The organism is Acidiferrobacter thiooxydans (assembly GCF_003333315.1).
Classification (GTDB): domain Bacteria; phylum Pseudomonadota; class Gammaproteobacteria; order Acidiferrobacterales; family Acidiferrobacteraceae; genus Acidiferrobacter; species Acidiferrobacter thiooxydans.
The window spans coordinates 662,299-683,878 of the sequence record NZ_PSYR01000001.1 but is presented as its reverse complement, the minus strand read 5'-3'; the positions used below and the strand labels follow the sequence as shown (position 1 = coordinate 683,878).

The window sequence follows — 21,580 nt, the reverse complement described above, 5'->3', positions numbered from 1 at the left end:
AATCTCCGCGCCCATTCCGGGACGCTGCCACCTCGCAAACCAGCACAAAGCCCGCCTATGGGGAATGGCCCTCAGGATCGCACCATTAATGCCCACGCACGCCTTAGCGCATGGCGGACCGAGCCGCACCGTTCTCGGTCCTGGCCAGCTGTTCCAATGTCACGCTACGCGCGAATTTCTCGCTTTGCAGGATGTGGTCTGTCATGAGCGTCTTGGCGGCCGCCAAGTCCCCCTCCAGCAGCAGACACACGATCCTATGATGCTCTTCGTAGGTCCGTTCGATACGGAATCCAGCCGTGAAATCAAGGCGCCTTATGACCCGAATACGCTCATTGATGTCGTTCAGATAGGTCGCCAGCGCCTGATTCCCGCCGCCCCGCGCAAGCGTCATGTGGAACGACTCCTCCTTTTGCACCATAAGGCTCAGGTCGGTGGCAGCCCCCGAGCAGTGTGCGGGATCCCACTCCCGCGCAAGCGCCCACAGCGCCTCTTTGGCCATGGATCTCGCGGCAATCTCCAAAGACAGGCATTCGATCGCGGTGCGTACCCGGTAAAACTGCGCAAGCTCGGATATGCTGATCTGGCGCACGAAGCACCCCTGCTTGGTGCGGATACTGACCTGTCCTTCCTGGGCCAGGCGTTGCAGGGCCTCGCGCACGGGCGTGCGGCTCACCCCAAAAAACGCCGCGAGGTCGGACTCGGTAATACGGCTCCCGGGATAAATCTCGAAACTCAAGATCATCTCCTTTAGGCTTTCATAAATAGCCGATGCACTGACGCGCGACGCTACCCCGTCCATAGCGGCCTCCTTAGCTTGCGATATCGCAGGTAGAACGCCCAATCCCTGCGCCGATTCATGTTGCGCCGTATCGAGCGATCCTGTACGGCAACGCGGCGTGCGCCACTCGACGCGAGCACGCGATCAAGGCGCCCTTCAGCCGGATTCGCGTGCCCGGCGATGGCACTCGCGAGATCCCGTGAAAGCAAGGCCGGATGCCCGCCCCGCCCACGCCAGGTGGGGGTGGCGGCAGACGCCCCGCGCAGTCCCTGGCGAAGCCGATAGATCGTGGCCGACGAAGGGGGCCAAGCATCCACCAAAACCACGAGCACGGCGCCATGTGCGCCGCGCACGCCCGCGCGCAGACTTGCGAACGGCCCGCCCGCCCGGTCCCTGTTCCAGATCCTGCGGACCCCTGGCGGCACGCAACGCGCGGTGTTCATAGCCGAGAACCCGAGCACGACGCGCACCTGCGCGAAACCTCGCGAGCGCAATCGGCGACATTGGCGGTAAAGCCAGGGGCGGCCCTCGATAGGCCGGCAGCCCTTGGGGGCATGGGCCCGGAATGAGCGGCCGCCGGCCAATACCACGGCCATCACGACATCCCTCCCTGGCGCCTTTGCAGAAGTTCGGCAAGAACCGCCACCGCCACCTCGTATGGTTTCTTCCCGAGACCGGGGAACCCCATCGGCATATGCAGCTTGGCAAGCTCTTTGTCACCATAGCCGTGGTCGCGGAGGCGTTTTCGGAACAGCGCGGCCTTCGTCCGGCTGCCGATCACGCCCAGGTAATCGATGGGGCGCGCCAGGAGCGCCGTGGTGATAGCAAAATCGAGACCATGGCTATGGGTCATGACGAGCGCCGATGGTGGGGGGCTTGTGTCTTCGGCAGGCGGCATGGCGGCGATATGACGAGTGGCCCCCGGCGGGAAGCGCTCCGCATTGTTCCACTCCAGGCGCGTATCGAACACCGAAACGTCATATCCGAGGCGGCAGGCAAATGCCGCGATCGCAGCACTGACATGGCCGGCGCCAAAGAGCCATAACGGATGTCTGATTGCCGCGCGCTTCCAAAAATATGTCCCACTCTGCGCGACACGAAGACCGGCAGGCCATTCCGGCACGGCCGGATCCGGGATATGATCGGCCGCAGCCGGATGCCAGCGGCCCTGCCACCAAGCCCCCATAAGCCGCGGCCGTTCCCGGTGATCCCAGCCATAGAGACGGGGTAGATCCTGCTGAAGCCAAGGTTCCGCCACCGGCGGGATGGGACAGATGATCGCCGCTACACGCCCTCCGCAGCATTGGTCGTGCTCACTATTGAGTGAAAATTCCACGACCGCCCCGATGCCCTGTTCGCGGCACGTAACGGCCCGCGTCTTAAGGGCCTCTTCGATGGCGCCGCCCCCTACCGAGCCTCGCCAACCGGAGGCACCGAGATACAAGGAATCCCCAACTGCGGTCGGCGCCGACCCCGCCACCTGCGTCACCACCACCTCGACCAATGGCCCCTCAGGTTTCATCGACGATCACCGCCACAGGCCCCCCTCCTGGCGGTCCCATGTGTTCGGCGCGCGTGGAGACATAAACTGCCGTGGTCCCCGTCAGGGCCGCGAGTACGGCGCCCACCACGCACCGCGAATAGCGCATGTCGCTGAAATCCTCGTCGGTCCACATGGTATGGCGGCGACCACGGATACTATGGCTGGGATCGGCATCGGATTTGGCGAATATGGCACGGATACGCCGCGCCTGGTCGGGCGCGAGCTGCCCGCACGTAGACAGGCCGGCGGTGGCCAACAGCGCGCGTACCGGCTCTATGTCGATAATGTCGCGCATTACGGCGTGATGGATGCGGCACGGGCTATCCCAGTAAGGGGAGTTCGCGAACACCAAAATCTCGCTTGCGCAAACGCCGGGCTTGGCCGAGACATTGGCTACCTGCGAGTAGAGTTCGAGACGCGTCGCTATGGCGTCATCGGTAAGCGCGTCACCGTCGACCTCGCCGAGCGCGGCCGCCACCCCCAGAGCCGAAGCGGCGCGCGCATGGACCATGGTGCAGCGCGGCGGGTGTATGACGCCGGGCGCTACCGCCGGCAGCGCCGCCTTGACATGCACGAGATGCACATCGTCCGGGGGCACGCGCAGCTCGGACATCGCCCGGCGCATAGCCGCCTCGGTCTCACGCACCATGACCATGGTCCCCGCCTCTTCGGGATCGAGCGGTCGCGTGCGGCTCGCCGCGAGGGCCAGACATTTGCGCGTCGCGGGTTCACCTGGCGCCACGACCCCGGTTTTCGTGCACACTAGGTAATGGGGCGTTATGACGCCTTCGGAGCCCCCCGAGAACGACAGCATGACGCGGCGCTCGACGTCTCGTTCCGGGATCGCCAGATATTCGGCCAATAGCCGCGTGAAGGCCTGTGTCGCCATGGCCCGCGTGAAATCGTTGCCCGCGCCGTTGCCCTCGGTCTTGCCGATGACAGCCACGATATCGGCGGCGGCGATACGCCGGTCCCGCAAGGCGCGCGCCAACCCTTCGACATCGTCCGGGGCCGCCGCGGCAAAGGAATGGACATCGGCCCGCATCAGAACGGAACCCTGGGAATGCACCCGGTATGGGCGGCGATATCGATCTTGAACACATCCCCGTCGTCGATCTCCTGGGGACCCGACACCGCGCACAAGGCGTTCACCACCTCTTCGGAATTGGCGGTAAATACCGTTACCGGCTTGTCGATCGCCATCGGGAAGTCATGCCAGGTCCCCTTGTGGATCATGACCCCGTGTCCGGCAGGCAACCGGAATGCCACCATGTCCGCGAAGTCCGGTACACGCCGGCCGGCCTCATGATTGGGCTTGGCCAGGACCATGACAAACGGCTGATCGCCGAGTCCTATGAAAAGTTGGGTCATGCGCAGATGCCGTTCGAACCATATGAGCTCCGAGGACCGCTTGCTGATACGCGCGGTGCGCACGACCGCGCGCCCGTGGTAGACGAACTCCAGATTCTGTCCCTCCTCGACACTTGCATAGAACGGGATCGCAAGGCCTGGTCTGTGGACCTCGGCACCTATCAAGACGCCGTAGTCCTTGATGTTGTCGGCGGTGGCATCCATGAGCGGCACATCGAATACTGCCCTCTCCTTAGTCGCTGGCATTGAAACCTCCTTGATGTCTCCACGGCGCGAGGGCCTCGCGCACCAGGTTCATGGCGACGCGCCGACGGTACTCGGCGGTCGAGCGGGTATCATCGCGGGCGGCCAGATCACGTCCTAGCGCCTCGGCCAGACTCTCATCGTCGGGCAGGCCGCAAGCCGCACCCGTGATGGCCGCAGCGAGCGCGCGCGCAAGGATCGGGGTCGCGGCCACACTCGCGAAACCGAAACGCACGCACTGCCAGGCGCCGGGGGCGCCGGCCAACAAGGCCGCGAGACCCACCTTGCTGATGGCCTGGGCGCGCCTCGTTCCAACCTTGCGAAAATAATGACGAGCCTGTGGCGGGGGAACGGCACAAAGATCTCCCCCAGGATCTCCCCCGGGCGCCGTGCCGTGGCCTTGTATCCTTCGTGGAATCGCTCGTAAGGGACGTGCCGCGAGCCTCCGGCCGACATGAGCACCACCGATGCCCCGTAGGCCAGCAAGGCCGGGGCGTTATCGGCCGCCGGCGAGGCGTTCATGATGTTGCCGCCCAGGGTTGCACGGTTTTGTATCGCGACCGCCCCGGTCGCCCGCGCCGAGGCGGCCAGGGCCGGCAGATCCCGGCAAACGGCGGGGTGCTGCCCGATCTCGGTCATGGTTGTGAGCGCACCGATCGTCACGCCCGCAGGCGTCTCGCGGATGCCCCGCAGGCCGCCCACGCCGGAGAGGCTCAGATATTCACTACCCTCGGCGTGCGCCTCGCAGCCGACCATGATGTCGGTCCCACCGGCGACCAACCTCATATGGGGACGCCTGGCCAGCAACGCCAAGGCCTCATCCAGGTGGTGTGGGGCATACCAGGACATGCTCACTCGCCCTGCCCCGAGGCCGCGCGGATGGCGGCGTAGATCCCTCCGTAGCCCGTGCATCGGCACAGGTTGCCCGCCAGCGCCTCGCGGATCTTTGCAAGATCGGGACACGGGTGATCGTTCAATAAGGCGCGCGCGGCCATGATCATGCCCGGGGTACAGATGCCACACTGCGTCCCCCCCGTGGCCGCGAATGCCGCGAACAGGGGGTCGTCTGCAGGCAGGCCCTCGAGCGTCGTCACCTCGCGACCGTTGACCTCGGCCACCGGCACAAGGCAGCTATTCACCAGCACACCATCGAGCAGCACCGAGCACGATCCGCACTCGCCCTCCCCGCAACCCTCCTTGGTCGCGGTCAAGCCGCACTCGTCGCGCAATACATCGAGCAGACGGCGCATCGGTGGAAAACTTCCGTGGGCCGTCGATCCATTTACGAGAAACCGACATGGAACTGTCATGAACACCTCCGATCCATGGCCGCCAGGATATGCTCCGGCATCGCCGGCACATGCCGAATGTCGGTGCCAAGCGCGGCATTTATGGCGTTTATGATCGCCGGCGCGGGTCCGTCCATCGGCAACTCGCCTATTCCGGCGGCACCACCAGGACCTGCGCCGTGCCGGGATTCCTGGAACAATACTCGTATCGGTGGAATGTCGGCGCTGGTCGGGATGATGTAGTTCGTGACACGATTATTGGCCATCTGCCCATCCGCCCCGAACTGTACGTCCTCGAACAAGGCGTAGCCTATGCCCTGTACCACGCCGCCTGCGATCTGGCCGGCCGCCACCGTTGGATGGACGACCCGCCCCACCTCCTGAACTGCCGTGAAGTCGAGAATGCACACCTCCCCGGTGGCAACGTCGACCTCGACCTCGGCCACGTAGCAGGCCCACGCAAAGCTCGCATAAGGACTCCCCTGAAAGGTCGACTCGTCCCACTTACTGCCTGGCGGATGCCGGTAGTCGGCAATGACGGTCGTGACACCCTCGGCGGCATGGAGGCGTGCGCAGGCAGCGCGGAATTCGTCGTAATCGTAGGCGGACGGCAGCATGGCATGGGCGCGCAATCGGGCCATGAGATCGTGCGCGGCCTGCGTGAGGATCGCCCCCACCACCATGCACGTCCGTGACGCCACCGTCGGGCCTGAATTGGGCACGTCACGGGTATCGGGCCTTGCCACCACGACCCCTTCATAAGGGATGCGCAGGGCCTCGGCGACGATCCGGGAGAGCGTCGTCTGCATGCCTTGCCCCATCTCGGTGGTCGATGTCAGGATCTCCACGAGGCCTTTGGGGCCCACGCGTAGGCCGGCCCGTGAGCGCAATGCAAGCTCACCGTTGCCGGTAAATCCCGCGCCATGGTAGAAGGTGGCGAGTCCTATGCCCTTGCGGGTGGCGCCCTGCTGCGTATTCCAGCGGCGGTAGGCCTCGACCTTGGTGCGATAGCCGCAGACCTCCAGGGCCTGATCGATGACCCGCTGCATATCGACCGGTCCCTCGATGCCCTGTCCGGCCGGCGAGATATCCCCGGGGGCGAGGACGTTGCGCCGGCGCAGCACATCCGGCGCCATCCCGAGAACACGCGCCAGCCCGTCGAGGGCGGCCTCCAGGGCGAAAATGCTCTGCGGTGCCCCGAACCCCCGGAAGGCGCCGAATGGCGGGTGACTGGTCGCCACCGCGCGGCCGCGTACGCGAATATTGTCGCAACGATAAGGTCCGGCGGCATGGATGACGCCGCGCGACAAGACTACCGGGCTCAAGGTGAGATAGGCGCCCCCATCGATCGCGAAGTCGATGTCGATGAAACGCAGGCGACCATCGTGGCTTGCGCCGAGACGCACACGCGAACGCGAGGGATGGCGCTTGGGCGTCACCGCCATATCCTCGCCGCGCCCATAAATGAGCGCCACCGGCCGGCCGCCGGCCTTCAGGGTGAGTAGCGCCGCATGGCAGGCGATATGCGACGGATACTCCTCCTTGCCCCCGAACGCGCCGCCGGTCGCGCATTGCAGGACGCGTACGCGTTCTTCCGGCAGGCCGGTCGCGTACACCAGTGCCGCATGGACGTAGTACGGACATTGCAGCGACCCCTCGACGGTCAGAACGCCGTCTTCCACGCGCGCTATCATGCCCTGCGGTTCGATATAGAGATGCTCCTGCGCCCCGGTGTGGTATTCCCCTTCAAACACACGGCAGGGTCCGTTCTCAGCGTCCATTACCGAGCCCTTTTCCATGAGGTAATCACGGTAGACGTTGTCGGCGACAATCCGCCGCGTATCCAGGCGCAAGGCCTCCTCGATAGTAAAGACCGGCGGCTCGGCACACGGCCGTTCTTCTATGTGAATGGCCGCCAAGGCGCACGCCAAGGCCCGCGGCTCGGGGTGCGCGACCAGCACCACCGGCTCACCTGCGTGGCGATACTGTGTTTCCACCAGCACCGGCTGGTCTGTCTCAATCATCTTGACGGCATTGACCCCGGGTATGTCTGCGGCCGTCACCACCACATATTCGTTCCAGGGCACATGGTCATCGAAGCGGATCGAGACGACTGTGCCGCCAGGCAGGCGCGTACGCAAGGTCGCGGCATGGAGCATGCCCGGATAGCTGATGTCGGCCACATAGCGCGCCGTGCCGCGCACCTTTTCAGCCCCGTCTTTGCGTAAAGGCGCGTCCTTCAAGAGAGTCGTCCCGAACCTGTCATCGTTATGCATCGATGTGTACATAGCATTTTTCGTGCCGACTCGGGCTTATGCCGGTCGCGGTCCATGCCGCGCGCCTCGAATCGTTCACAACGCACGCATTTGCGCCTGATAACAACGCCCGAGTCTGCCTGTGGCGCCACCACTCCCTCGCCAAGCGGTAGACCCGGATATCCGCCCGGCGCGCCGCAAGGGCGCCCCTTGCTAGGGCACGGGCGTTCCGGGGATGCACGAAAACGGTGAGGCCATCACCACGAACGGCGCGGGCGGCGTGACAGAACCTTGCCAGTCTTAAGTCGGCCGGCTTGGCACGTTTACTGCTTCGGTCCCGTCAACGGCAGACTGAAAAATCCCAGGCCCGAGACCGATTCATGAAATCAAAAGAGAATGCGCCGGCACGATCTCACACCGAGGAATCCGACCCGGACGATGGGCGCGGGCGCTTGGCAAGCGCGGTCACGCGCTATGTCCTGACCCCGTCGGACCTGACTCAGGACGGCCCGCAGTGGCAGGTGCTGCGGCCCGGGATCCGTATCCGCGAACTCTTCCAGGGGACATACCTACGCATCGCGCTGCTCTCTTATATCCCCGGCGCGCGCGTACCGCTGCACCTCCACACCGGAGACGAACACATCTTCGTGATCCAGGGCAGCCAGAGTGACGAGCACGGCGACTACCAGGCCGGCTCCTATGTGTTCAATCCGGCAGGAAGCCGCCACTCCGTGTACAGCCGCGAGGGCTGCTTAGTATTGATCCAATGGCAAGCCCCCGTGGCGTTCATCGACAACGACAAAAGCGAATAGGAGGATAGTAATGACGGGATTTCATGTCGAAGCGGCACCGTATCGCTGGCCATTCGACGAGACGGCGTATGCCGCCAAGACCGCCTTTCTCATCATCGACATGCAGACCGATTTCTGCGGAGAGGGCGGCTACGTGGACACCATGGGCTACGACCTGAACCTGACGCGTGCGGCCATCGCGCCGATCCGGGAGACCTTGGAACTCGTGCGCAAGGTCCCGGAGATGCGTGTCATCCATACCCGCGAGGGACATAGACCGGAACTCGTGGACCTGCCGGCGAACAAGGGGTGGCGTAGCCGCAAGGTGTGTCCCGGGATCGGCGAGCCCGGACCCTGCGGACGCATCCTGGTGCGCGGCGAACCAGGTTGGGAGATCGTCCCGGAATTGCGTCCGGCGGCCGGGGAGATCATCATCGATAAGCCCGGCAAGGGCAGCTTCTATGCCACCGACCTCGAGCACATCCTGCGGACGATGGGCGTGACCCATCTCATTCTCACCGGGATCACGACCGATGTGTGCGTGCATACCACCATGCGCGAGGCCAATGACCGGGGCTTCGAATGCCTGCTCCTGACCGACTGTACCGGCGCAACGGAAAAGCGTCACTACGAGGCGGCGATCAGCATGATCAGCATGCAGGGAGGGATATTCGGGGCCACCGCGCCTTCGGCCAACCTGCGCGCGGCACTTGCCGGCCTCATCGCCTCATGACCCTGTTTCGGGCGGCGCTCTTGAACCCTGTCGACGTCCAGTCATGGCAGTTCCTGGACGACGCCGGCCTGCTTGTCCTAGATGGCGTGGTCCGCGCCGTGGGACGCTTCGATGACGTGGTCAAGAATTACCCCTGGGAACCGGTGAAACTCGATGGCGTGATCCTGCCAGGCTTTGCCGACGTCCACATCCACTGGGTGCAACATGCGGTTCGCGGGCGCTATGCCCAAGACCTTCTGCCATGGCTTGCGGCCCACATCTGGCCGGAAGAGGCGCGCTATGCCGATAGCCTGCTTGCCGAGCAACGGGCGGCGGAGTTTTTTGCCGATTGTCTCGCGGCCGGCACCGTGATGGGCATGAGTTATTCGAGCCCGCACCCCACGGCGGCACGTATCGCGCATGCCGCGCGGCGGGGCGACTGGGTCACGGGAAACGTGGTCATGACGGCGAACGCCCCCGCCGATCTCGTCGCGGCAAGCGTAAAACCGCCGGCCGATCTCGCCTCTCTGTCGGAGGCCCTGGGTCGCACGCATTACGCAATCACACCACGCTTTGCCTTAAATTGCCCAGCCGACGATCTCGCCGCCCTGGGCGCCTTTGCGCGCCATCAAGGCCTTGCCGTCCAAACCCATCTTGCCGAATCGATAGCCGAGGTACGGGAGGTCGCGCGGCTATTCCCACAGGCCCTCGACTACACCGACGTCTATGATGAGGCCGGCCTCCTTGGTCCCCGTACCGTGCTCGGTCATTGCCTCCATTTGAGTGCGCGCGAATGGCGCTGCCTCAAGGCACGCGGCTGCTGGATCGCGCATTGCCCATCGAGCAACGAGGCCTTGGACAGTGGCCGCTTTGATCTCGACAGCGCGCGGCGCTATCAGGTCCCGTTCGCGCTCGCGTCCGACGTGGGCGCGGGCCCGAGCCACAGCATGCTCCATGTCATGCAGAGATTCCGGCGCCAACACCAAGCGGCTGAGGTCCGCGTGGATCCCGAAGAGGCCCTGTTTCGTGCGACCCTCGCCGGCGCGCGCGCGATGGGGCGCGGCGCCGTGGCCGGTAGTCTGGACCCGGGGCGGCGCGCAGACTTCGTGCTCATGCCGCGCGGGGCGCGCGCGCAGTCGCCGCAGGCCTGGTTCGAAGATCTCCTGGAGGGCTCGCCCGATGAACTCGAGCAGCGCCCGCTTGGAACGTGGATCGCCGGGCACCAGGTTTCCACGGGCAGCGGCCGCATACCATTAGAGCCGACCTTGCCATGTTAGCGCAGTCGCATACCGCACTGATCACAACCCCGCACCCCGACGCTACGCGCGCCGGCCTTGCCATCTTACGCGCCGGAGGCAATGCCATAGAGGCGGCGCTGGCGGCGGTGGCCATGTTGTGCGTCATCTACCCGCACATGACCGGCCTCGGTGGCGATGCCTGCTGGCTACTCGCCCGCGACGGACGCGAGCCACTCGGTATCCTCGGCATAGGACAGGCGGCGGCCGCCCGGCCGCCCATGGTGGGGCCTGCCATGCGCGGCCCGGCGGCGGCATCCACGACCGCCGGCGCCGTCGATAGCTGGCGGCTCGCGCACCGCCTCAGCGGGGAGTCCTGGGCGGGGACCCTCGATTGGCCGGCCCTCCTGGGGCCCGCGATCGCCCGCGCCAAAGAAGGCTATACGGTGAGCCAATCCCAGGCCTTCTGGTACAAAACCCATCGTCACGCGCTCGACCCCCAACCCGGCTTCAAGGACACCTTTGAGCGCCCCGACCAACCGTGCGAGGCCGGTTACCGGCAGACGCAAGGCGCTCTCGCGGCGACACTTACGCACATAGCCGAACAGGGACCGCGCAGCTTCTATGAAGGCCCGCTCGCCAAGCGCCTGGCCGCCGGCCTGCGCGCCGCCGGAAGCGTGGTGACGGGCGCCGACCTCGAGGCGACGTATGCCACTTATGTGACGCCGCTTGCAGTTTCCTATCGCGACGGGGCGGCCTTCAATCTGCCACCGCCCACCCAAGGCGTCACGGCCCTGCAGATCCTGCACCTCCTGAACCGTTTCGAGATCCCACGGGCGCGCGGCGACGACACACGCTTTTATGTCCTGCTCATCGAGGCCATAAAGGCGGCGCTCGCCGACCGCAACCGCTTCGTGGCCGACCCCGCCTTCACACCCGTGCCCGTGTCCGCGATGCTGGGCGATGCGCCGCTTGCCGGCACCAGCACCGGGACGGCCGCTGCGCATGCCGAACACGCGACGCTGCCCGGCGATACCGTCTGGATCGGCGTGCGCGACCCGGCCGGGGGCTGTGTCAGTCTCATCCAGAGTCTCTTCTTCGACTTTGGCAGCGGCGTTGTGGTCGGGGACACGGGGGTGTTGTGGCATAATCGCGGGGCGGCGTTTTCGCCCATTGCCGATCATCCCAACGCCTGGGCCCCCGGAAAACGTCCCCTCCATACCCTGAGTCCCGCCTTATACTGCAAAAACGGCAAGGTCCGCGCCATCTACGGCTCACAGGGCGGCGATGGGCAACCGCAGGCGCTCGCCCATATCCTGACCCGGCTCGTCGACTTCGGTCTGGATCCTCTTACCGCGCTTGCGCGCCCGCGCATCCATGTAGGCCCTACCTTTCTTGATAGCCGCAAGGGCATTAAGATCGAGTCGGACGCCGACATCGCCGCGATCCGCGATCTGCAGCAATTCGGCTATCCGATCGAGATCGTGTCGGCATTGAATCCGGGCACCGGCCAGGCCGGCGCCATCACCATAAACGCAAGCGGCAGTCTTCTGCTGGGCGCGCATGACCCACGAAGCGAAGGCCTCTGCCTGGGACTGTAACCCCTAAGGGCAGGCCGCCATTGCTTTCAAGATCCCAAAACCACGGAGAGTCTCCTGGCATGAGCAACACCGGTAAAAACAGGCTACGATGCGCCCTCCTCGCCGCTGCCTTCGGCGCACCGCAGCTGGCCTGCGCAGTGCCCCCCTACCGCCCGCGGGCCATCGTCCTGACCGCCTTCCCTCCGGAATTTCGTGTCTGGCAGGCCAGCGGACGATATCCGCGCACGGTGCAGGTCCCGGGACTGCCCCGGCCCATGATCTGCAATACCCGGCGTGTGTGCGTGGCCATCACGGGTGAAGGCGAGATCAATGCCGCCGTGCGCACTACCGCCATCGTACGCGACCCACGACTCGACTGTCGTGCCACGCTCTTCATACGCAGCGGCATCGCAGGCGGCGTGCAAAGTCGCGCGGCGCTCGGCTCGGTCTATCTCGCCAACTGGATCGTTTCATGGGGATTTGGCCATCATTATCTGACGCGATCCCGACACATGGCCTGGGCACCGCCACGCCCCCCGTACGCCCACAACCCCTGGGACACGCTTGCCTATCGCGTGGCGCCAGGGCTGCTGTCGGCCGCCTACGCCGCCACCCGCGCGATGCCGCTTGCCGACAGCGCCGCGGTCCTGCCGCTCGACGCCGCCCTGGGTCTGCACAAACATCCCCGCGTCTATGAGGGCGCCAACGTCTCGGGCGACGATTTCTGGATCGGGCGACAAAACCAGCGCATCGCCCGTCACATCGTCGCGCTCTATACCCATGGAACCGCGCACTACGCGACCACTGCCATGGAGGATCTCGGCGACATCGCCGCGCTCGCGGCCTTCGGTCTCCAGCATCACTATTTATCGGTGCGCGCGGTATCCGACATCGATGTCCCGCCGCCCGCAACCTCGGTGGGGGCGATCATCGCCAAGGGTGACGAGTATGCAGGCTCGCTGGCCGCCCGCAACGCCTATCTCGTGACGCGGCGTATCATCGCCCATCTCGTCTTGCATAAACCTTGACGGAACGAAGGCCTCCGGCCGCGACCGGAGGCCCCCATGACATGCCCCGCGGCACCTCCTAGAACGTCGCCTTCAACTCGACGCCGACAAATCGCGGCATCATGGGCTCGGCCTCGTTATAGCTCCCCGGACCGTTCGGATAACTGAATTGCTTTTCATAAACGTAGGCGTGGCTGTTTAGGATGTTGGTGAAATTGAGTGCCGCCTGCAACGACTTGATGCCGGGGGCATGCACCGGCAAGGTGTAGGTGAAGGAGGCATTCACAGTATGATAGGCCGGCATCGAGCTGCTCGTAGGTCCACCGGCCAGGGTACCGATCACCTGCGAACCCACGAAATCGACCCACAACGCGCTCGTCAGGCGCGCGACGCGATCCTCGATGCCGATGTTCGCCAGATAATGCGGTGTATATTGCTTGGGATCGCCGGCCTTGACGGAGCTGCCGAAGGAATTGGTGGCATTGGACGTGTAATGCGCGCTCTGCACAGACCAGCTCCCGTAGACCTTGAGCCCGTAGCCGGGCTCGTAGGAGCCGGTCAGGTTCAGGCCCGTGTAACGCGATGCCCCGTAATTGTACTCGTAGGTCAGGCCGTTCGTAACGTCATATACCGAACTGAAGGTGTGCACGAAGTTCTGTCGGTAGAGCGCGGCCCCCAGGGCCGTGCGCCGGGTATGAAACGCGACGCCGAGCTGGTAACTCGTGACCTTCTCGGGGACGACGGTGATACCGGGCGGCGGCGACGTCGACGTGGCGAACGAGTCCGCCGAGTAATACGCGGAGATGTTGGGGAATTTGTAGGCCTGCGCCGCGTTGCCGTAGACCTTCAAGTGCCTTGTGACCCTGAACGACGCGCCCAGGTACGGCGACGGCTTGGTATACGCGTTACCGCTGCTCGCCCCGACCGGATAGTACTTGCCGGGAATATCATTGATGGCGGTGTCGACGTACTCCTCCTTTACGCCCGGCACGATGGTGAGCGCCCCCAGGAAGTGGAGTTCCGCCTGGGCGTAGATCTTGCCGTAGATCCGGTAGGCATGCTCATCCCAGGCGTCATTCTGACTGGGTATGCTGGCGGCCCCGGGACTCGCCAGCCAAAACTGGCTCGAATGGTAGATCGAGGCCGCGCCAAAGCCCCCGAAGGTCACCTTGTCCGATCCAAACAGGAGATTGACCGCTTCGCTCAACCCGGCGGTCCGCGTCACATAAATATAGCGATCGTACGGTGCGCCGTTGCCGAACGGAAAGTAGGTGATGTTGCCGTCATAGGTCGGCGTTACCGCCGGGTTTTGGTAGGTCAGCTGATCGGAACGTGTATAGGCATAGAAGGCCTTGGTATCCAGCAGGATATAGCGGTTCATGTCGGTCTTGTAGCCCAGGATCGCCATCTCGTGCGTGGCCTGGCCATAGGAATACGTAAAGCTTTGCGGCCACTGGTAATCCGGTCCATACAGCGCGAGCAAGGGGGCGGGCATACGCGCCGGGATATAACCCGAATTGTTATTGTAGAGCAGGATCGCACTGAACTGCGAGCGCCCGCCACGCGAAGGCAGGACATAGGCGCCATAGAAGGAATTGCCGCGATCCGGCGAGTTCTGGAGATAATTGCCGGTGCTATGGTGCGCGGCGCGCAGATAAAGCGCGCCGCCATGCTGGGAGGCGCCGGTATTCACCTCCGCCCCGTAGCTCCTGGTATCGAAGCTCCCGATACCCCCGAATACCGAGGCCGAGAAGGTCTTTGTGGGCAGGCGCGGGGCATACTCTACGGTCCCGCCGATACCACCTATGGTATTCACGGCCGGCTCCGCCGGACCATAGATGACACTGATCCCCGAACTCTCGCCGAGGGTCACCGGCACGAGGTTATAAAGGGATGCATAATTATAATTGCCGCCGGTCAACCCCCCGCTAAACAGATCTCCTATGGGCAACCCGTCATAGGTGTAGCCAAGCTGGGTCCCGGAGAAGCCGCGTACCGAGATATGCGGCCGCGTCCCCAGGGGATTCGTGCTTGTCACGTTGACCCCCGGCATACGATTTAAGATCGTCTGGGCGTTCTGCGACATCTCGTTGTGGTGCAAGGCCTCTGCGCCAAGACGCGCCACCGGGGCCCCATGGGCCTCGCCCATCACCGCCGCCTGGCCTTTCGCCAGGCCTTTCTTGCCGGTCTTGCTGACCGATGTGATCTTCACGACCTTGCCGTGATCTGCGACCACGGCCGGCTGCGCCTGCGCATCCGCAAGTCCCGGAAAAGCAGTGGCCAAGGCGCCCATGAGTGCCGTGCGGAAAAGACCCCGAGGCGAGCGTCCTGCGAAGATTGTGGTTGCCGGCATTTCTACCCCCCATGTTTCGTTGGCACAACGCAACGTTGTGTACATCAGCGCAAGCACTAACCATGCCAATAAGCCATGTTTCCGGATGTCCACGATTATGATCGGACCGCGCCGCAGATCTTCGTGCCTTGCAGGGACCCTATGCCCGCAAGTTGGGCAATGCCTGCCCCTTATGAGGGCGTACCGGAAAGAGTCCGGCCGGCGCTGGGCTTTCGCACCCCCTTTCCGTTGATCTGGTGTCGCTCGCCTGGCGGATCGCCCGTGTCCCACGTGCGCATACCCGTGAAGACTATCTATCGCCTGCGAATCATCCGATCAGGGCATGCCTCTAGGGCGATCGCTACGCCCTGGCCACCATCGGCATACGGCCCTCCGGGCCCCCGCCCATGCCACCCATCTGCGAGTCCGTGCGTACGCCTCTCGACGCCTACGTCCGGCCTTACGCCAAGACCGCACGCATCGGCCGTCGCCGCGCATAACCACGACGATAACGGCATCCGCGCCACACAAGTACGTCTCGGCGGCGCGTTCGCGCGCCCCCGAAACAACGGCGGGTCCCAGCGAACTTTCGAGATCGGTGCGCGGGGACTTCGGATACCCAGGCCTCACCCCCGCCGCCTGTGCGCATACCGGCGCCTAGCCAAGGCCCACGTCGTGCCCGGCGGGATCAACCGAGGCATCAGACGCCGGCGCTCGCGCGTTCTCTATTTCGGGGTCGAGGGCGCGTCCCGGCGTCGTTCACCGATAGGCCATTCCTGCACAAGATCGATTGCCGCCCCATGAGATCCACAAGGACGGGGTTCAGTGTTCCGGGTGTCATGGCCGTTCGCCGAGACGAACACGCCCCCGAGGCCGGTTCATGGATAACGGACGGCCTGCGCCATACCGATCCACCAAAAGGCGGATATGACTCGTAAGCGGGCACGGCCGGGGAGGTATCGCAAACGGACGGACGCCCACGCAAGGAACGCCGCAAGCCCCGCGGCCCTTGACGCTATTATGTTTCTCTTATGATTCGGAAGATCCTTACAGCAATCCGACGGGAATGGCACATATCCTGCTCAACGGATGTACACAACGTTATATATCCGATAGGAGATGGCTCATGTCCCGTATACACCCCGTTTCACACACCCTTCGCCTGCTCACGATTGCCATGAGCGGGGCGCTCGGGATCGCGTATCCGCTCGCGTCGTCAGCGCATACCAAGACCGGTACACACAAATCCGACAAGGTCATACATATCACCGGCGTGCGGAAAACGGGCCACAAGGCCCATGCCCCCTTGAAGGCCCAGTACACCGAGCATGCCATCGGCGCGCAGGCCATCCGTCACGCCTCGCCGGCGCAAAACGCGCAGACCATCCTCGCGCGCAAGCCGTCGATCAATGCCTTCAGCACGGGTCCCAATGGAGTGCGCAGCACCATCACCTTCCGCGCCTTTACGAGCGGCCAGTTCACAGAGACCTTCGATGGCATCCCCCTGAACGACATGTTCAATGGCGCCGCCACCAACAGCGCCTCGATGCGCAATGCCATACCGCTCACGCTCGCCGATACCGGCGGCATCCAGATCTACAACGGCATCAACAACCCGGCGGTCAACGGCTACAACTCGCTCGGCGGCACCATCAACTTCGAGCCCCTGCAGCCGGCCCAGCACATGGGTGGGGCGGTGGAGCTGGGCTACGGGAGCTTTGATACCGCAAACTGGGGGGCGGTCTTCAACACCGGCTCACTCGGGGGCTTCCGGTCGGTGTTCAGCTTCCATCGCCAGACGAGCCGCGGGTGGGTCAAGAACTCCGCCGACCAGAACAACAACTTCTACTACGCCGGCGTCTTGCCCTATGACGGCGGCCGTTCGCGGATCTCCACCTATCTCATCGTGAACCACAATAGCGGCTACACGCCGCACAGCGTCCCCGAGCCGCTCGTAAACCAGTATGGCATTTCTTATAACTGGCCCTTGAATTACGATCAGACCAACAATAAGGACACCGAGATCACGGCGATCATCGATGACAAGAGCCTCATAAACCGCTGGCTCGCAACCGACTCCAAGATCTTCTATCAGAGCGACAACTACCAGCGCACCGCCTACAGCAACCCGGCGTTCCGCGAGAGCGCAAGTCAGCCCTACTACCTCCCGAACCAGGGCACGGGGTACAACTTCTGGAGCTCCTACCCCAACCCCCCGACCTATAACCCGGCGGCCACCTTCGGATCCGTGCACAACGGTACGGACTATCAACTCTACCAGGATACCTCGAGCGATCTCGGATACAGCCCGAAGGTCACGATCTTAGCCCCGCACAATACCGTGACCGCGGGCGGTAATGTCACCTACGGCCTCTTGCGCTCCGCGGAATACTGGTACGGGTCGGCGCCGGTGCCCCAGATCCCGGGCTATAACAACGCCTGGTATGAGCACGACGAGCGCCTATTGGCCTCGGCCTACGCGCAAGACGAAGTACGCCTCTTCGATCACACCGTGCATATCACCCCGGGCGTCAAGTTTCTCGATGCCTATACCATAAGCTCGGATGCCATCGGCATCTATTACCCGATCGGCGGGACGGTGGCCAACAACCAGCACTTCGTCTCGCCCACCCTGGGACTCAACTACGCGCCGCTGCCAGGATTCAGCGTCTATGCCTCGTGGGGACGGAACATCAAGTTCCCCAACATCGGCGCCTACTACAGCAACATCGCCGAGACCAACGCCGCCGGGCAGTACGTGGTCGTGCCGATCTCGATCAAGCCCGAATACGTCACTGACTATGAGCTTGGGACGCGCTACCGGCACGCGGGCTTTCTGGGGAGCATCGATGCCTATCGCGAGTATTTCACCAACACCTTTGTGAGCGTTACCAACCCCACGACCGCGCTCAGTACCACTACCAACGGCGGGCGCTCGCGCTACCAGGGCATCGAACTCACCCTGGAGCAGCACTTCGGGCACATCCTCGTCGGCCGCTGGCTTGGCTATGCCAACTACTCCTACAACCAGGCGGTATTCACCTCGTCTTTTGACTCCAGCGCCGTCGGGCAGGTCTCGGCCGGGCAGCCGCTCGCCAATGTCCCAAAGAACATGGTGAACGTGGGTCTTGGCTGGCGCCTGGGCGGCATCGACGCGCGCATCGGCGCCAAATATGTGGGCCCGCAGTATGTGAACCAGCAGTTCGCGGGGGTCCCGGGTGGTCTCAAGATCCCCGGCTATACGGTCACCAACATCGGTCTATTCGATACCATCCCGCTCCACGAGGTCGATGTCAAAAGCGTGAGGCTCGCCTTGAACATCGACAATGCCTTCAACCACCATTATGTCGTGGCGGCCACCAGCAACTCCGACTACTATGGGAACCCCTATCTGTCGGTGTTCGAGGGCATGCCGTTTTCGGTGTATGGGAGCGCCACGCTGACGTTCTAGGGCTTCATGGAGGTGGGGCGTCGCGGGCAGGCCCACGGCCTGACATGCAATCGACATGGAGAGGCGTTACGCTGCCCGGCACGGGCCGGCTCGCGGGCCACGTATACATAAGGGAGATACCATGCGAAAGCGGTTGACGGCAACCCTCGGGGTGACATGCGGCCTTTGTCTTGCGCTCGGCAGCGGGTTCATGACGGCCCTGGCGCGGCCGATCCCAAATGATCGCGACGTCGGGCAGCCGGTCACCATAGACCCGGCCAATTGGCCGACCTACACGCATATCCTGCCGACCGGACGCGTAACGAGCCCGGTCGGCCGCATAAACGGCACGCCGAACTTCGCGACCGCCGCCGCCCTCTCCGGTCACGATCTGCTGGTACTCGCCAATGGTGCGACGCGCGCCCAGACCATCACCGCCTATGACGCCCGTACACTTGCGCGCATCGGGCAGCTGGCGGCCTACAGGGGTGCGCACAAGGGGGCGGTCGCGAACGCGCCCTCGCTGCTGACGCTTGGACACCAGAATCTTTTTCAGGGACTCGCGACCGCGCCAGGCGGCCTCGTCTATGCCGCGGGCGGCGCCACCAATGATGTACTGGCATTGCGCGAGGACCGCGGACACCTTACGCTCGTGCGCCGCTATGCGCTGTCGTGGCAACCCTTTCCCAAGACCCAATACCCCTATCACTATCAAGGCCATCACGTCGGTCAACCGCGATTGTTTTACCCCGACGCCGCCCTCCCCGGTGCGCGCGGTCGCCACCTCTACGTCACGGGGCTCCTTGCCAACAGCCTCGCGCAGATCACCCTGAAGACCGGGCATGTGCGCTACCTCAACATCGGCGCCTACCCCTACGCCCTGGCGTTTGCCGACCACGGCCACAGGCTCGCGGTGAGCCTATGGGGCGCGAACGCCATCGCGATCGTCAACCCGCGATCCTTCACGCGCCTCGACCGGATTCAGGTCGGGCCGCGCGCCACGTCTACGGATACCGCCGCCGGCCTGCACCCCACCGCCATGGTTGCAGAGGGCCACGGTCCAGACGTCTTTGTCACGCTGGCCAACGTCGACCGCGTCGCGCAGATCGATACCGTCACTGGAAAGGTCGTACGCTGGATCGACGACAGTCCTTACCCACATGCCCCGCCGGGCAGTTACCCCGATGCCCTGGCCATCGCCGGTAAACAGCTGTTCGTGGCCAACGCCGGCAACAACGACGTCGCGGTCTTCGACCTGCACTCCGGTCGCCGCGTAGGCCTGATCCCCACCGGATGGTACCCCACGGCGCTCACCGCCACCGCGCACGCCCTCTATATAATCGCCGCCAAGGGGCTCGGCTCGGGACCGAACATCCGCCATCAGTGGGTGGGCGATATGATGGACGGTCTCGTACAAAAGGTGTCATTCTCGACCTTGGCGGCCAAGCTCCCACAGTGGACAGACCTCGCCCTGCGTCATGACGGGTTCACGCACCGCGAGCGCATGGCGCGCGTTCACGGCGACCAGGCCGCGATCGCCTTCCTCCACCGCCATATCCATTACGTGGTCTTCATCCTACGGGAGAACAAGACCTTCGACGAGGACCTGGGCAAATACCGGGCGGCCGGGCGCTACGCCGACCCGCATCTCGATCTTTATGGCCCGCGCGAACTGCCGAATCTCTACAGCCTTGCCCATCACTATACGTTGTTCGCGCGTTTCATGGCCGACGGCGAGGTGACCGCGCAGGGTCACCAGTGGACTACGGCGGCCTCCGACTCCGACTTCGTGCAGCGGACATGGCCAGAGTACTACTCGCACCGAGGCTTGGTGGCCAACCCGGGATGGACGCAATCCCTGGTCCCGGGCGGCGCCTCGGGGACCGGCGGCATCCCGCTCGGCGTCGATAACCCCTATGCCATCTATGAAAACCTCTCGGCCCTGGGCAAATGGTCCAACCCGTGGATCAGCTACCCCGGTCGTCTCTTCCTCTTCAACGACTTGCTGAACCACCATGTATCCTTTGAGGACTTCGGTGAGTTCGTGTCGCGCGCCCGTGCCGGCGCCATATCGCGCGCCATGAAGGCACACCTCGCGACAAGCTTCCCGGGCTGGGACCGTATGCTACTCGATACAAGGCGCGCGCAACTCGCCATCGACTGGCTCAAGGCCCATCCGGGGCGGGCGTTCCCGCACTTCATCTATATATGGCTGCCCGACGATCACACCGCCGGCCGGAAACCGTGCTACTACAGCCCCGACTACTATGTCGCCAACAATGACCTGGCGACCGCGCGCTTCATCCATTACCTGTCGACGACGCCCGAGTGGCGTCACATGGTGGTCTTTCTGACCGAGGACGATGCGCAGTCGGGAGCGGATCACATAAACGCCCATAGAACCTTTGCGCTGGCCATGGGACCATGGGTCAAGCGTGGCCTGCTCGATACCCACTCGTATTCGCAGGTAAACATCCTAAAGACCACAGAAGCGGTCTTTGACCTCCCGCCCCTGTCGCAATGGGACCAGAACGCGGCGGTCTTTTCGGGGATCTGGACGGACCATCCGGACTTCGCGCCGACCCACGTCTATCCCGCGCAAGTCCCGGTTACATTCAACGCGGGTGTCTGCAGCCACTACACGCTCTTGCGCCGCGAAGCCGGCGCCACGGGGCATATACTGTCTCCGCGCTGGTACAAGGCGCACATCGACCGGCATGGCGCCCATGCGCCGCGACCGCGCCAGACCTATGCCCCGACCACGCTCCTTAAGGTCCCGGGGCCCGTGCAAATGCGGCAGGAATGGGTCGCCTCGAGGGGCGAGGCCGCGTACACCGCCGTGCGCCGTTACCTGGCCCGCTATGCGCGCCAGCATGGGGCACCCATCGCTGCCTACGAGGCGGGGGGCACCCGCTAGCGGACGGGGTGGCGCGTCCCGGCGCGCGCATCGGCGCCATAGAAGTCCGCGCGGCCGCGCAGCGCGACACGATCACAAGGGTGGGGGTGGTCTGCCG

At 64.2% G+C, this 21,580-nt stretch carries 16 protein-coding genes and 1 pseudogene; 7 read left to right on the top strand and 10 right to left on the bottom strand.

What is annotated here, in order from left to right:
* Positions 1 to 103: 103 nt before the first annotated feature.
* The 9 genes and pseudogenes from C4900_RS03405 to C4900_RS03365 all read right to left on the bottom strand — a co-directional run bounded on the left by C4900_RS03405 (position 104) and on the right by C4900_RS03365 (position 7,512).
* Entirely contained in the window at positions 104 to 799 is a 696-nt protein-coding gene (locus C4900_RS03405) for a GntR family transcriptional regulator (RefSeq protein ID WP_065971790.1), read from the bottom strand.
* Positions 787 to 1,374, bottom strand: coding sequence for a nucleotidyltransferase family protein (locus C4900_RS03400; protein WP_114282319.1), 588 nt, complete (start codon positions 1,372 to 1,374; stop codon positions 787 to 789). Before C4900_RS03400 ends, C4900_RS03405 begins: the two co-directional genes overlap by 13 nt.
* Positions 1,374 to 2,300 carry an XdhC family protein gene (locus C4900_RS03395; protein ID WP_114282318.1) on the bottom strand — a complete coding sequence of 309 codons (927 nt, stop codon included), beginning with the start codon at positions 2,298 to 2,300 and terminating at the stop codon, positions 1,374 to 1,376. The genes C4900_RS03400 and C4900_RS03395 overlap by 1 nt, the downstream gene beginning before the upstream one ends.
* Positions 2,290 to 3,366, bottom strand: a complete 1,077-nt coding sequence (locus tag C4900_RS03390; RefSeq protein WP_114282317.1) for a ring-opening amidohydrolase — start codon at positions 3,364 to 3,366, stop codon at positions 2,290 to 2,292. Before C4900_RS03390 ends, C4900_RS03395 begins: the two co-directional genes overlap by 11 nt.
* A complete protein-coding gene (locus C4900_RS03385) occupies positions 3,366 to 3,938 on the bottom strand; it encodes an ureidoglycolate lyase (protein WP_065970028.1) in 573 nt (190 codons plus the stop codon). Before C4900_RS03385 ends, C4900_RS03390 begins: the two co-directional genes overlap by 1 nt.
* On the bottom strand, positions 3,925 to 4,218 hold the full coding sequence (locus C4900_RS17120) for an FAD binding domain-containing protein (protein ID WP_411675212.1): 294 nt from the start codon (positions 4,216 to 4,218) through the stop codon (positions 3,925 to 3,927). The genes C4900_RS03385 and C4900_RS17120 overlap by 14 nt, the downstream gene beginning before the upstream one ends.
* A gap of 77 nt (positions 4,219 to 4,295) precedes the next feature.
* A pseudogene (locus C4900_RS03375) lies at positions 4,296 to 4,784 on the bottom strand (FAD binding domain-containing protein); the annotation flags it as partial.
* Positions 4,785 to 4,786: 2 nt separating this feature from the next.
* Positions 4,787 to 5,245, bottom strand: coding sequence for a (2Fe-2S)-binding protein (locus C4900_RS03370; protein WP_114282314.1), 459 nt, complete (start codon positions 5,243 to 5,245; stop codon positions 4,787 to 4,789).
* Entirely contained in the window at positions 5,242 to 7,512 is a 2,271-nt protein-coding gene (locus C4900_RS03365) for a xanthine dehydrogenase family protein molybdopterin-binding subunit (protein ID WP_211306741.1), read from the bottom strand. The genes C4900_RS03370 and C4900_RS03365 overlap by 4 nt, the downstream gene beginning before the upstream one ends.
* Positions 7,513 to 7,859: 347 nt before the next feature.
* On the opposite strand from C4900_RS03365, the gene C4900_RS03360 reads away from it, so the two are divergent.
* The 5 genes from C4900_RS03360 to C4900_RS03340 are packed head-to-tail and all read left to right on the top strand — an operon-like array spanning position 7,860 to position 12,825.
* Positions 7,860 to 8,291: a cupin domain-containing protein gene (locus tag C4900_RS03360; protein ID WP_083995758.1), complete on the top strand. Its 432-nt coding sequence runs from the start codon at positions 7,860 to 7,862 to the stop codon at positions 8,289 to 8,291.
* 10 nt (positions 8,292 to 8,301) lie between these two features.
* Positions 8,302 to 9,003, top strand: coding sequence for a biuret amidohydrolase (gene biuH / locus C4900_RS03355; RefSeq protein ID WP_065970023.1), 702 nt, complete (start codon positions 8,302 to 8,304; stop codon positions 9,001 to 9,003).
* Positions 9,000 to 10,259, top strand: coding sequence for an amidohydrolase family protein (locus tag C4900_RS03350; RefSeq protein WP_114282313.1), 1,260 nt, complete (start codon positions 9,000 to 9,002; stop codon positions 10,257 to 10,259). Before biuH ends, C4900_RS03350 begins: the two co-directional genes overlap by 4 nt.
* Positions 10,253 to 11,818, top strand: a complete 1,566-nt coding sequence (locus tag C4900_RS03345; RefSeq protein ID WP_065970016.1) for a gamma-glutamyltransferase family protein — start codon at positions 10,253 to 10,255, stop codon at positions 11,816 to 11,818. Before C4900_RS03350 ends, C4900_RS03345 begins: the two co-directional genes overlap by 7 nt.
* 59 nt (positions 11,819 to 11,877) lie before the next feature.
* Positions 11,878 to 12,825 carry a phosphorylase family protein gene (locus tag C4900_RS03340; RefSeq protein WP_083995757.1) on the top strand — a complete coding sequence of 316 codons (948 nt, stop codon included), beginning with the start codon at positions 11,878 to 11,880 and terminating at the stop codon, positions 12,823 to 12,825.
* A gap of 58 nt (positions 12,826 to 12,883) precedes the next feature.
* Here C4900_RS03340 and C4900_RS03335 read toward each other — a convergent pair whose 3' ends face one another.
* Positions 12,884 to 15,157: a TonB-dependent receptor gene (locus C4900_RS03335; RefSeq protein WP_170132393.1), complete on the bottom strand. Its 2,274-nt coding sequence runs from the start codon at positions 15,155 to 15,157 to the stop codon at positions 12,884 to 12,886.
* A gap of 1,105 nt (positions 15,158 to 16,262) precedes the next feature.
* Between C4900_RS03335 and C4900_RS03330 the strand changes: the two genes are divergently transcribed.
* Positions 16,263 to 18,587: a TonB-dependent receptor gene (locus tag C4900_RS03330; protein WP_211306740.1), complete on the top strand. Its 2,325-nt coding sequence runs from the start codon at positions 16,263 to 16,265 to the stop codon at positions 18,585 to 18,587.
* A gap of 121 nt (positions 18,588 to 18,708) precedes the next feature.
* Positions 18,709 to 21,483, top strand: a complete 2,775-nt coding sequence (locus C4900_RS03325; RefSeq protein ID WP_065970011.1) for a bifunctional YncE family protein/alkaline phosphatase family protein — start codon at positions 18,709 to 18,711, stop codon at positions 21,481 to 21,483.
* The last annotated feature ends 97 nt before the right edge of the window (positions 21,484 to 21,580 follow it).